Genomic DNA, 13,713 nt, shown 5'->3' with positions numbered 1-13,713 from the left:
AATATTTGCCCAAATGGAATTATCGAGCCGTACCCCAACCTGAGTAATTCATTAAGTTATTTATTTTTCATTCCTAAAAGATCGATCGTCAAACGGCAATTCATCAAATCGCGAATCAATATCAGCCTCAGAATTCGCAACAGGGGAATTAGCGCGAGATGCCGACGGCTTAACAGAATTCACCTGGGCTACTGATAACTTGGCTGCAGGTTCCGATTTCTGTAGGTTAACTACAGGTAACTCCCCGCCATTTTCTCCATTTTTGCTCGTTTGATTCCACATCATCATTCCCAGCAAACCATCAACCAAACCGCCACCGCTACCGTTACCTGTTACCGCAACATCCGGCACAACTCGCACGTTGCGATCGCCTATAATTTGCATTAACTGCAAAGCCGTATAACCCGAACCTCCCAAAGCTACAACACCCGCGCGATAAGCTTCAGCTTGAGCATTTCCCTTCACCCGAATCGACTCAGCTTCGCCTTGAGCTTGCTTCACCTGAGAATTCGCTTTCAACTCAGAAATCTTCACGCCTTGTTCCGATTTCACCATCTCTTGCTGAATCTCAGCCAGCGCCGTTTCCCGCACCAATTGTTGCCGCTGAGTTTGTGCTAATTGCTGCACCTCATAAGTCTTACACTGTTCCTCAGCAATTTTGCGATCTGTCTGAGTTTGCATCAACTCTGCGGGTGGCAAAATATCCCCGATTAAAGTATCAATTGCCTGCACGTCGTAGGTTCGCAAAGCTGCTTTGATATACTCGGCTGCTTCCGCTTGCCTGCCGCTTCTTGCCGAGAGAAAATCTAATACAGAATAAGCTTGAGCCGAATTGCGGAAATAATTGCCAATTGTCGGCTGCAAAACGTGGTCTACTAAATTCTGCATCGAACCTACGCGAGAAATCACTTTTGGAGCATCCAAAGCTCCTACGTGAATAATCTGAGCTACTTCTAAATCAAAGGCAAAACCGTCTTGAGAACGCACGGTTAAAGACGAAAGTTGAGAATCGTAACTGTGCCTTTCTGTTTTACCAGACCAATTCAATACTATATTAGTAGTCGGCACTAACTCTACTTTCAAAATGCGAGTATTCAGCGGATGTTTCCCCGGATAAAGGGGAGTTACCCAAACCCCTTTATTGCCGACATTTACTAAATTTCCGTGGGTAAAAGCAGCGCCGCTCACATCTTCTGAGGTTTTGCCGACATAAGAAATAACCGCGCCGACATAGCCGATCGGGATTTCGGTCATCGGCACTTGGTCAACTCCGACAAACCAAGGATTTAAGTTCCACGAACCGGAAAGCAAAACCTGTTCCTGCAAACCGCGTCGCCCGCCAGCGGTGATAAATTTTTGCGCGTTTTGGAAGTTGTCGTGATTCGGAATAATTGGCCCTGCAATTTCGCCATCTTGGATCGGAACGCCGTCATAAGTTGTCACAACTCCCACTTTATCGGGAGCAATTTTGTACAGTTTCAACTGTTCCGCTGTCATCCCGTGTTTGGGAGCATTAGCTGCTGTAATTACCGTAAATAATGCCGTATTTATTCGATAGCTGCCGCCCGTCAGAATGCCGAGTTGGCGACCTTTTTCTCCACCGCTTTTAAGAAATTTGCGAGCATCTTGAAAATTGTCGCATTCTGTGATTTTGCCGAGGATGCGCTGCGGCGGAATCGACTCGCCGGCGGCGGCGATAATTAAAGCAATTTCACCTTGGGGAACTACAGTTAGAGACTCTTTGCGAACGTTGTACTGCAAAGGCCAATAACCCCAGTGCCAACCGGGGGGCAAAGTATCAGCTTGATATCCCGCTTCTCCGTTTAAGGCAATTAAATCTCCGGGCGGTAAAGACTTGCCGCCGAAGCTAAACTTTTTACTGACAATTCCGACTTCGCGATCGCCAATTACTACCAATCCGCCAAAAAATAATGGCAGCACCAGAATAATTATCATACCGCCGATCGCGATCGGGATAAATCCGCCCGGATCGAGCTGCATTGTCTGCACGGGAACACTGCTGCGTAACTGCCCTAACTGCAAGCTAGAATCAGGTTTTGCGACTAACTGAGTCGAGCTTTGATTTGGGAGGGGGATATTGCTAGCTGCTAATACCTGTGAAGGTTTCAAACTGGTTGTTGCACTAAGAGCTAAAGACGCCGAAACAGCGGCTGCAAACTGTTTTAAAACGCGGACTTTGACTTGAGATTTGGACAAAAATGAATAAAGCATTTTTTTTGAGCAGGGCTAATTTGTCCTAGGAGTTCCAGCTTAGCCTTACTAAAAAGTTTTGGCGTAAAACTTAAGATCTTATTTATCATTATTTGCCCTCATAACAGTCATATTTTTCAGTAGAAATACTTATAATTAAATTACAGGCTGACAATCCCCCGTTTTAATGCGGAAATCGCGGCCTGCGTGCGATCGCTAACTCCCATTTTGCTCAAAATATTGTTGATGTGAAACTTGACGGTGCTTTCGCTGATGTGCAAAACTTCACTAATCTCGCTGTTGCTTTTACCCGCGACTATGAGGCGGATGACTTCTAATTCGCGATCGCTCAATTCAGGGCCACTCAGGCGATCGGCTAACTTAACACCCACTGCCAGCGGAATATACTTTTTACCCTCAAAAACCGCCCGAATTGCTGCTAAAAGCTCCTCTGGTTCCGCATCCTTCAGCAGATAGCCCTTAGCACCAGCTTGCAATCCGCGATAGATGTTTTCATCGCCGTCATAAGTCGTCAGCACCACAATCCGGGCGCTGGGAAACTCCGCACAAATCGCAGCAATGGCGGCGACTCCATCCATTTGGGGCATCCGCATATCCATAAGGGTGACATCGGGCTGATATTCGCGGAACATTGTTAATGCTTCCTGCCCGTTACTTGCTTGCGCCACAACTTTAACATCTGATTCATGATTCAGCAGCGCCACTAAACCTTGCCGCACAATATAATGATCGTCGGCAATTAAAACGCGAATAATATTGGATTGGTTCATCATGTTTCCCCTGTTAATTTTATAAAAAAAAATGAAAATATCAATACAAACTTACTATGTATGGTGCGAAATGTGTACCTTACTTTACTGGCGATTAACTGAAACTATAACTTCTGTTCCGTTTCCGGGGCTGCTGTTTACAATTAGTTGCGCGTTAATGCGATCGGCGCGTTCTCTCATTCCCAATAAACCAAAGCCATTCCTAAAACCGAAACTTTCCGTATCAAATCCCTCTCCGTTATCTTGCACTCGCAAAAGGAACTTGGATGTTTCGTAAACCAACTCAATTTTGATCGCTGTAGCTTTGGCATATTTGAAAGCATTTGTTAATGCTTCCTGCCCGATACGCAACAGGTTATTTTCTACCTCTAATGGTAGGGAATAGGCTGTGCCAACTACTTCTAAAATAGAGCGCGTATCAGTATCTGATGACATTTGTTTAGCAATTTGGTTGAGAGCGCTATACAAGTCACCATCTTCTAACAGTTGCGGGCGCAAAGATTCTACGGATCGCCGCGCTTCAGTCAGGCCAGAGCGAGCCAATTCGCAGAGAGTTTTCATGTGTACTTGTGCTTGTTCTGGATTTGCTGATATTACCCGTTCAGCAGCTCCCAAATGTATGATAATACCTGCAAAAGTTTGCGCTAAAGTGTCGTGAATTTCCCGCGCCATGCGGTTGCGCTCTTCGAGAATATTTTGGTCTATGAGTTGTTTAGACATCCTTTTTAGACGTAATTGGTTTTCGACGCGCACTAAAACTTCTTGTTGTTGAAAAGGTTTTGTAATGTAGTCTATTCCGCCCACAGAAAATGCTTTTACTTTATCAAAAATTTCTTGCAAAGCGCTGATAAAAATTATTGGGATATTTTGAGTTTTTGGAGCAGCTTTAAGCTGCTCGCAGACTTCGTAGCCATCCATGTGAGGCATCATAATATCCAGTAAAATTAAGTCGGGCAAGTTGGAATCGATAAAGTTAAGACCTAATTTCCCACTGGGAGCTAGGTTAACTTTATAGCCAGCGGCCGATAGTATGCCGCTTAAAAGTTTTAAATTCTCCGGACAATCATCAATCACTAAAATACTTTCTTCGCGGGTAAGACGGAGTTTTTTGTTCATGTCTCATCCCTTAATGTGTGTATTAAATTGAGCAACTGTTCGTACTGAAAATTTTTAATGCAAGCTGCGCTCGCCCTAGCTAAGGGCTGATTGATTTCGCGAATTTGACTGATGACTGTTTGCATCTGTTCCAAATCGAGGTTGCTAATGGCTTGCTGGAGATTGGCTACTAACTCAGGAGGTAATTCAGAAAAAGCGGTTTTTGTCAATACATTTACTTCATTTTCTGTGAAACTGGGGGCAGCATTTAGTTCTTCAAAAACGAATTGCACCCTGATATGTTTGTGCAGAACATCAAATATGTTCGCTTCTCTAAATGGTTTGCGAATAAAATCATCGCAGCCGATAGAAAGAACCATAGCTTTGTCTTCCTCAAAACTACTTGCTGTTATAGCAACAATTGCTGTCTGGTGTAGGCACGGAGGCACTACCCCTACAAAATCCTCGTTTTCCGTAGGGGCAATCCCCCTGTGGTTGCCCTCTTTAATTTGTTTGGTTGCTTCATACCCATCCATCACCGGCATCCGCATATCCATAAAGATTAAGTGCGGTGAATATTGCTCCCACTTTTCTATTGCTTCTCTCCCATTTTGGGCTTCGTAGACTTCAAAACCGATCGCGGAAAGCAGTTTAACTAGCAGTTGGCGGTTGTCAAAAGCGTCGTCTGCAACGAGAATTCGATAGCGGGGTTGATTGGGTGCGATCGCAATAACTCGTCTAGTTGGCTGTTCCCGTTGGCGATCGGCACTTTCAACGGAATTAACTTTAATGTCAAATTTGAAAATAGTACCGCCTCCCGCACGAGAACTGACTGTCATTTCACCTCCCATTAACTGCACAAAAGAACGTGCGATAGTTAAACCTAATCCTGTTCCTTGTTGCGATTCTTCCCCTGTTTTAGTTTGCACAAAAGCTTCAAATATCTTGTCTAATTCACTAACATCAATTCCCTCTCCCGTGTCTTCTATCTCAAAGCAGATTTGCTGAGCCAAATCCTGATTTTTAATTTTCACATAAATGCCGCCTTCGGAGGTAAATTTAATCGCGTTAGAAAGCAGGTTGATCAAGATTTGGCGCAATTTAATTTCATCAGCTCGCACATATTGGGGAACGTCGGGCATCCGCTCTACTAATAACTGCAATCCCTTATTTTGTGCCGGAAGTTGGAACATATTTTCGATGTCGTCCAGTAGGCGGTGGAAGTCAAAATTTGTCTCGTTGAGAGTCGTGCGTCCCGCTTCTATTTTGGACAAATCTAATACTTGGTTAATCAGTTCCAGCAAATGTTCTCCGCTGCGGGTGATAATACTCAGGTGTTCTTGCTGTTCCTGCAATAGGTTAGAAGAACGATTCATTAATTGGGAAAAACCCAGAATTGCATTGAGGGGAGTCCGCAATTCGTGGCTCATATTTGCGAGGAATGTACTTTTTGCTCGGTTGGCTTCTTGTGCGGCGTCTTCGGCTCGTTGTCGCTCGATAATTTCTCGCTGGAGTTCGAGAGTGCGATCGCTCACTTGCTGTTCTAAAGTGCGGTTGTAGTCGGCTAAAACTTTTTCGGCTTGTTTGCGATCGGTGATATCTTGAAATGTGGCGATCGCATAATTAATCTTGCCAGTTTCATCGACAATTGGAGTGCTAGAAACCTCTAAAGAAACAATCTTATCAGGTCGGTGGAACTCGATATCATCTACTTTGACAGTTTCACCCCCCAAAGAACGCACGATTGGGACTTGTGCGGTGGGATATAACTCGTTAGTTCCCGCCAGATAAAGTTGACAAGCTTCTGCTAATTTCTCACTATTTGCTTCGGGTATTGTGGGAATGGCACTTAGTTGATGTGCTGTCTGATTTGCGTAGGTAATCTGTCCGGTGGTATCATGCACGGCTACCCCGATCGGCATAGCGTCGATAAATTGAGTCAGTCGGTTTTCGCGTTCTTTGACTTCCGCGTAGAGTTTAGCATTGGTAAGTGCGATCGCCGCTTGTCCCGATAACAATTGCAAAACTTCCAGGCGATCGGGAGTAAAAGCTTGTGCGGTAAGGTTATTTTCGAGATAAACAATAGCAGCCAGTTGACCTTGATTCATCAAAGCAGCACACAAAATAGACTTGGGCTGACGTGCTTTGATGTAAGGGTCATTCGTAAAGTTACCTTCACGAGTGGCATCATTTAACACTAAATTTTCTTTGGTTCGGGCGACATAATTGATAATTGTTTCGGAAAGTTCCTGGCAGTTTTCTACTGGTTCCGATTGCAGCACTGTTATCCGTTCATCATTCATTACACCTTCAGCTTCAATCAGCAATTTTTCCTGGCTTTCTAAAATTAAATATCCTTTTTGAGCGCCGACATTTTCAATCAAAATTTTCATCAATCGGGACAGTAATTTCTCCTGTACAATTTCGCCAGAAATGGCCTCGGAAGCTTTCATTACTGTAGCGATATCCAAGGAAGAACTAGAAGGGCTGCCCGTAGTTAATGTAGTGGTTGAAATGTTTTTATTTGTAGGTAGATCGAGCGTAAATAATTGCGGATATCGCGTTTCTAAATCTTTAACTTTAGCCACGGCACCCCAGAGTTGATAGCAGTAACGAGCTTCCTGCATATAAGCTTTGGCTGTTAATTCTTTCCCCCAAGATAAATAGAACTTGCCTGCGAGTTCGTAAGCGAGGGCGGCTTCGTGGATGTACTCGTTTTCTTTGACCAGGGAAATTGCGATATCGTAATAGTTGATCGCTTCCACAACTTGCCCCAAAACTCGCGCTTTTTCAGCTTCAACTAGATAAAATTTATGTAAGTAATTCATGGGAGCGTGATGCGCCCAGTTACGCATTTTTTCTTGGTTGAGAGTCACTCGCTCGATCCAATTATTTTTATCCTCAATTGGTATTCGATCGCTCGCTAATTTTAAATAAACTAAAGAATCATAAAAGTGAAATATCGGAACAGCAACTATTCCTGTTTCGCCACTTATATACTGTTGTGCCAGGTCTGCATTATCGAGCGATACATAATTATCTTCAAATAAAAAACCTAAAATCATTTTGTTTAAAAAAAGCAAAAACAACCCGTGTTTGTCATTATTTAATAGATATACATCCCGCGATTCCTCTTCATTGTAAGCATCTCCTATCAACTGAATAGTATTGTTTGACTTAGCTTGTAAATTGCGAACCACCTCTAAATACATAGAAAGATAATTTAAGCAACTTGTTAGTCTAAACTTTCTAATAATTTCACTGTTATTTACGATTTCCTGCTCTAGTTTCCCAAGTTCAAATCCCATTGCATAAGAATTAAAAGGTCGCTCGAATAAAACATGACCAATAAATTCTACATCTCCCGTTTCAACCGCCCTCTGATAAGCTTCTAATAACATAGCTCTAGTTTCTTTTAAATGCTTTTTCCAAGGAAGAATGTGATGGGCAACAGCATCTAAAACTTTAGCCTTGACTTCCTGGGCATTAAAGCGTTCTACTAACTTTAATGCCAATTGGGAAAAGTGATAACCCAACTCAATATCTACAACAATCCCACACAATACAACGCCGTATGTCGCATAAGCAAAAGCCGACAAAATAGAATTTCCATATTCGACCGATAAATTGACATTAGTTAAAACCATTAATATCATTAAGTTGGGATTAGCTATATAGGTAGTCCCCATTAGTCTTGATAAAATCAATAAAGCTGCCAGAGGTTCAGGTTGTGTCATCTCGGGCAAGTCAAGCAATTCCTCTATTTTCCTGCCAGCCAAAAGAGATTTTGTTTTTTCAAATCCTTTTTCAACATCCCTCCTGTCTGGGTTGTCTGGTAAGTTTATCCCCAATAAGCGTAGAAAATACAAACCGATTTTTATGCCTTCTTGAAAGTTGCTTTTAGACAGCGCTGCTTGAATTTTAAGAGCGTAAACTTTTGCTCCATCGACTGCAATTTTAGTATTTTCCAGGACAAGGGCAGCTAAACTTTCCATTCGCTCGAAATCCCCAAAAAAATAAGCTGCCTCTGTGGCTTCCTGATGGAGTTGCAAACTTAGGTTATATTGCATCACCCAAGCGTTTTCTGCCAACAAGTTTATCCCTGTTTGCAGATAGTTAAAAGCTGGCTGATAAGCAGTTGATGCTTTAGCCTTTTGACCTGCTATCAGGTTTAATTCCGCCAGTGTGTCTTTTTTTTGCTGATGAACAATCAACTCTAAGCCGAAATTTAATTGGTTAACAATATCAAATATTTTTTCGTCTCGCTTGTCGAGCGGAGTATTTTGCAGCAGCAGTTGTCCTATTTGTTTGTGGACTATCGGCTTATCCTGTTCATCAATCAGGGAATAAGCAGCTTGCTGAATTCTGTCATGAACAAACTTGTATTCTACGGATTGGTTACTGGCTGATTTACCTGCAATTTCTAATTCGACATCTCCCATATTCCCCAGCAAGAAAACTAAATTTTTCGCAACTGCTTCGTACAAATCATCGGCCGTTTCTCTCAGATTTTTTTGGCGAATTGACGCTAGCGTTTTCAGATCGAATTGATTGCCAATGCAGGCTGCTATCTTTAACGTTTCCTGCGTATTATCGGGCATTTGTTGAATTTTGCTAGCCATCAATTCGACAACATTATCAGTGAAATTTCTCGCTTGAATTTCTTCTAAATTCCACTGCCAACTCCCCTGTGTCCCCCCTTGGTGAGGCTGGGCTGTTTCATTCTCTTGTAGGAGCAATCCCCCCGTGGTTGCCGCGATATCTGAAACCCCTACCCCATCGTCTATGGGCTGGGCGGGCACGGGGGCACCGCCCCTACAAAACCCTGGTTTTTCGTAGGGGCAATCCCCCCGTAGTTGCCCCGAAACAGCCCTGGGGGTAAAGTCAAATTGTAAGAGTCCTTCTGTATAAAGCGATTTGAGAAATTCATTCATAAAGAAAGGATTTCCGCCCGTCTTGAAAAACACTAACTCGGCAAGGGAGTTGACTCTTGCTTCCGGGCAATTCAGGGCATCAGAAATCAGTTGAGTAACAGAGGATAAATCCAAAGGTGACAGAAAAATGCGATCGACCTTTGCCCCTGTTTTGACAATCTCTTCAATTGTTAGCATTAACGGATGAGCCGCAGAAACTTCGTTATCCCGATAAGCCCCAATTAAAAACAGTCCCGCTGGCGAAGCATTCATCAGCAGTTGCATCAGTTTCAGAGATGCCCCGTCAGCCCACTGCAAATCATCGATAAATATTGTCAGAGGATGTTCGGGTTTGGTAAAGACTTTAATGAAGTTTTGAAACACAAAATTAAAGCGATTTTCCGCTTCTGCCGCACCCAATTCTGGCGGCGCAGGTTGCTTGCCGATAATTAATTCAATTTCAGGAATTACGTCAATAATGACTTGACCGTTGATTCCCAAGGTGTATAATATTTTTTCCCGCCATTCTTTGAGATTGGCTGCGCTTTCTGTCAACAGTTGTTTGGCTAAATCCTGAAAAGCGCTGACAATTGCGCTGTAGGGAATGTTGCGCTGGTATTGGTCAAATTTGCCGGAGATAAAATAACCGCGCTGTTGAGTAATCGGTTTGTATAATTCTTGCACCAAAGCTGATTTCCCGATACCAGAATATCCAGAAATCAACATCATTGAACTTGTGGCACAGGCATCTTGCCTGTGATTGCTTGTGGCACAGGCATCTTGCCTGTGACTGCTGACTGTTTCAAAAGCTGTTAGTAAACTATCAATTTCTCGCTCTCTGCCATAAAGTTTTTGCGGAATTTGAAAGCGATCAGAAATATCTTGACATCCTAGGGAAAAAAAGGATATATTGTTATTGCTGTGCAGTTGATTTAAGCATTCTTCTAAATCCGCTTTAATGCCGATCGCACTTTGATACCGCTCCTCAGCATTTTTCCCCATCAACTTCATCACAATATCGGAAACAATTTGCGGAATTTCGGGATTCACCTGAGATGGAGATAACGGCTGTTTAGCGAGATGACTGTGTACTAATTCCAGCACATCGTTAGTGTCAAAAGGCAATTTGTTTGTCAGCAGTTCGTAAAAAGTAGCGCCCAGGGAATAAAAATCCGTGCGGTAATCTAAACTGCGGTTCATTCGGCCGGTTTGTTCCGGCGACATATAAGCAAGAGTTCCCTCTAAAATGTTGGGATTTTTTAGGGTAGAATTCTCCCGCGTTAACTGCGTGGAAATGCCAAAATCGATAATTTTGAGTTCTCCGCTAGCTGGATTGAAGACAATATTTGAAGGGTTAATGTCTTTGTGAATGATGTGGGCGCTGTGAATTTGTTGTAAACTTTCTGTGGTGGCGATCGCAATTCGCAAGAATTCTGCAATACTAAATTTTTGCTGCTGCATCCAAATTTTCAAGGATTCGCCGCCAAAATCCTCCACAAACATCACCAGCGTGTTTTGATATGGCTGCAAATCATAGGCTTTTATACAGCCACTCAGATTCAGAGATTGTGTAATTTTATACTCTGTGCGATAGCGAGCGAGTTCTTGGGGCGTGGGATAATTTTCTTTGAGGATTTTGAGGACGACGGGTTGATTGTCGGGCTGTCGCAATGCTCGGTAAACCAGAGAGTTTGCGCTTTCGTAGATGAGCTCTGTGATTTCAACGCCGGGAAGAGTCAGCATATTCATACCGCTGTCAACTTTGCAGTCGAACATAGCATAAATTTGCTCCTCACACCAGAGGTGCGTGAGCCATCAGTCGATTTTAGATTTTAGATTTTAGATTTTAGATTTTAGTCTGCGACTATTTTTCTGCCAAAACAGGTTTCCCAGTCAATACAACCTGTTCGATAATGTCAGCGGCGCGCTTGACTCCGCCCGATCGCCCGATCGCCTCTTGCAGCGCGATCGCCCTTTGTTTATACGACTCTTGGGTTAGGACTTTCACAATTGCCGATCGCAATTTAGGAACGCTCAATTCCTTCAAAGGAACCACTTCCCCAACACCCGTATAAGCAATCCGCGCTGCGACTCCCGGCTGATCGTTCGCCACAGGAATTGCCACCATCGGTACTCCATTACTCAAGGATTCCAAGGTTGTATTCATCCCCGCGTGAGTAATTGTGAGAGTTGCTTTTTGCAGCAATTCTAATTGGGGTGCATAGCCAACAACGATCGGATTTCCCGGCAATTGCGGGAAGGATTCTGGACTCGCGCCACCTCCCAGAGAAATCACCAATTGAGCGTCTAATCCTTCACAAGCAGAGGCGATCGTTTGAAAAACATCCAGCAAGCGATTTTGAATAGTTCCCATCGAAGCATAAATCAATGGTTGGCCAGTTAATTGTTCAAAAGGAAAAGGCACTGGTTTGCGCGTCGCAGGATTGTGATAAGGGCCTGTGAAATGGAAATAAGGGGGTAAATTTTGTCTGGGAAACTCTAATTCAGCCGACTGCTGAGTGATTTGAGCTAGTTTCGAGTAATAATCGTTTGGGTGGGATTGCAAAGGTAAGTTCCACTTTCTGCGATACTCAGAAATCCCTTCTCGAATCGGTCTGGCAAGCAAACTGAGTAACTGATAGCTGACTTGATTCCGTAAGCGTCCTTTCCAAGTTGGATCGTACTGCCAAAGGGTACAAATAGGTGGAACGTCGGGGTCTCGATTTAATAGTAACGCACTGCAAACTGTGATAAAAGGAATGTTTATAAATTCTGCAATTGTTCCTCCTTCCAGTGAAACTTGGTCTACGAGTAAAGCTTCTACATCAGCTTTTTTAATAGAGATAGGAGCCTCTCTAAGAATAGCATCTGAAGTCTTCGCAACTTCCTTAAAAGTATGTTGCAATGCCGCTAGTCCGCTAAGTTTTCCGCGTTGGGAAAGGATTTCTGCGAACCAGCCGACGGGAAACTCTTCTTCAGCTAATGGCTGAAATTCCAATCCGCTGGCTAAGGTTGTGACTTGAGCCTCAAGGAAGCCAAATACTGTAACTCGATGGCCTCTGCGAAGCAGTTCGCAGCCTAATGTTGTCATAGGGTTGAGGTGGCCGGCACCGGGTGGACACAGAATGCCGAAGTGAGTCATTAGTAAAGTCTCCGTGTGAATTCAACCTTTTTTAGCATTTAATCGGCGGTGTGAGGGGTTTTTGTTGGGCGTTGGGGAGGTGGGGCGATCGCTCCTCTTGGCTACAGCTTATTTTTGCTCTTCTAGGAGCTTAAAATCACCGCCAAAAAGTATTATTTCCCAGCCAAAACAGGTTTCCCAGTCAACACAACCTGTTCGATAATGTCAGCGGCGCGCTTGACTCCGCCCGATCGCCCGATCGCCTCTTGCAGCGCGATCGCCCTTTGTTTATACGACTCTTGGGTTAGGACTTTCACAATTGCCGATCGCAATTTAGGAACGCTCAATTCCTTCAAAGGAACCACTTCCCCAACACCCGTATAAGCAATCCGCGCTGCGACTCCCGGCTGATCGTTCGCCACAGGAATTGCCACCATCGGTACTCCATTACTCAAGGATTCCAAGGTTGTATTCATCCCCGCGTGAGTAATTGTGAGAGTTGCTTTTTGCAGCAATTCTAATTGGGGTGCATAGCCAACAACGATCGGATTTCCCGGCAATTGCGGGAAGGATTCTGGACTCGCGCCACCTCCCAGAGAAATCACCAATTGAGCGTCTAATCCTTCACAAGCAGAGGCGATCGTTTGAAAAACATCCAGCAAGCGATTTTGAATAGTTCCCATCGAAGCATAAATCAATGGTTGGCCAGTTAATTGTTCAAAGGGAAAAGGCACTGGTTTGCGCGTCTTTGGGTTGTGATAAGGGCCGGTGAAATGGAAATAAGGGGGTAAATTTTGTCTGGGAAACTCTAATTCAGCAGGCTGCTGGCTGAGCTGAGCGAGTTTAGAGTAACCATCATTCGGGTGAGAGTACAAAGGTAATTTCCACTGGTGGCGATACTCAGCAATCACCTCTCGAATCGGTTTGACTGCCAGATTTAGTAACTGATAGCTGAGTTGATTGCGTAGGCGGTTTGGTAAAGTTGGATTGTATTGCCAAGAAGTACAAAACGGAGGAATGTTAGGGTCTCTATTTACCATCAAAGCACTGCATACTGTGACAAAAGGAAGGTTGAGAAATTCTGCAATTGTTCCTCCCTCGAATGAAACTTGGTCTACGAGTAAAGCTTCTACACCGGCTTTTTGAATGGCAGTTGGAGCCTCTGTGATGATAGCAGTCGAAATCTCTGTGAATGCTTTGATAGTATATCGAAATGCTGTCATTCCGCTGAGTTTCCCCAGTTGGGCCAAGCCTTCTGCCATTGAGCCTGGGGGAAATTCATCTTCAGCTAATGGCTGGAATTCTAAGCCGCTGGCTAAGGTGGTGGTTTTAGCATCGAGGAAGTTAAATACGGTAACTCGATGGCCTCGGCGAAGCAGTTCGTTGCCTAATGTTGTCATGGGGTTGAGGTGGCCGTCGCCGGCTGGACAGAAAATGCCGAAGTGGGTCATTAGTAAAGGCTCCGTGTGAATTTAACCTTTTGAGCATTTAATGGGCGGTGGGGGGTTTTTGTTAGGCGTTGGGGCGTTGGGGCGTTGGGGCGATCACTTGGAGAAACTCAGGAATGGGACGCAGGCTTTAG

At 44.0% G+C, this 13,713-nt stretch carries 6 protein-coding genes; all 6 read right to left on the bottom strand.

What is annotated here, in order from left to right; translation table 11 throughout:
* Positions 1-60 precede the first annotated feature (60 nt).
* The 6 genes from Q5691_RS21750 to Q5691_RS21725 all read right to left on the bottom strand — a co-directional run bounded on the left by Q5691_RS21750 (position 61) and on the right by Q5691_RS21725 (position 13,582).
* Positions 61-2,232, bottom strand: a complete 2,172-nt coding sequence (locus Q5691_RS21750) for a flotillin family protein (protein WP_333346945.1) — start codon at positions 2,230-2,232, stop codon at positions 61-63.
* A 140-nt stretch (positions 2,233-2,372) separates the two neighbouring features.
* Positions 2,373-3,002, bottom strand: coding sequence for a response regulator transcription factor (locus tag Q5691_RS21745; RefSeq protein WP_333215115.1), 630 nt, complete (start codon positions 3,000-3,002; stop codon positions 2,373-2,375).
* 84 nt (positions 3,003-3,086) lie between these two features.
* Positions 3,087-4,118 (bottom strand): response regulator, encoded by a 1,032-nt coding sequence (locus tag Q5691_RS21740; RefSeq protein WP_333215110.1) that lies wholly within the window; start codon positions 4,116-4,118, stop codon positions 3,087-3,089.
* Entirely contained in the window at positions 4,115-10,786 is a 6,672-nt protein-coding gene (locus Q5691_RS21735) for an AAA family ATPase (protein WP_445305843.1), read from the bottom strand. Before Q5691_RS21735 ends, Q5691_RS21740 begins: the two co-directional genes overlap by 4 nt.
* Before the next feature lie 88 nt (positions 10,787-10,874).
* Positions 10,875-12,152: a glycosyltransferase gene (locus Q5691_RS21730; protein ID WP_333215108.1), complete on the bottom strand. Its 1,278-nt coding sequence runs from the start codon at positions 12,150-12,152 to the stop codon at positions 10,875-10,877.
* 152 nt (positions 12,153-12,304) lie between these two features.
* Positions 12,305-13,582: a glycosyltransferase gene (locus Q5691_RS21725; RefSeq protein WP_333311692.1), complete on the bottom strand. Its 1,278-nt coding sequence runs from the start codon at positions 13,580-13,582 to the stop codon at positions 12,305-12,307.
* Between the last annotated feature and the right edge of the window lie 131 nt (positions 13,583-13,713).

The organism is Microcoleus sp. w1-18aA5 (assembly GCF_036701705.1).
In the GTDB taxonomy this organism is placed as follows: Bacteria; Cyanobacteriota; Cyanobacteriia; order Cyanobacteriales; family Microcoleaceae; genus Microcoleus.
Note: the sequence above shows the minus strand (reverse complement) of the source record. Positions and strands in the feature narration are given on the sequence as shown.

Coding starts and splice junctions, on each gene's coding strand:
- Q5691_RS21750 (WP_333346945.1), bottom strand. CDS start 2,232: ATGCTTTATTCATTTTTGTCCAAATCTCAAGTCAAAGTCCGCGTTTTA.
- Q5691_RS21745 (WP_333215115.1), bottom strand. CDS start 3,002: ATGAACCAATCCAATATTATTCGCGTTTTAATTGCCGACGATCATTAT.
- Q5691_RS21740 (WP_333215110.1), bottom strand. CDS start 4,118: ATGAACAAAAAACTCCGTCTTACCCGCGAAGAAAGTATTTTAGTGATT.
- Q5691_RS21735 (WP_445305843.1), bottom strand. CDS start 10,786: ATGTTCGACTGCAAAGTTGACAGCGGTATGAATATGCTGACTCTTCCC.
- Q5691_RS21730 (WP_333215108.1), bottom strand. CDS start 12,152: ATGACTCACTTCGGCATTCTGTGTCCACCCGGTGCCGGCCACCTCAAC.
- Q5691_RS21725 (WP_333311692.1), bottom strand. CDS start 13,582: ATGACCCACTTCGGCATTTTCTGTCCAGCCGGCGACGGCCACCTCAAC.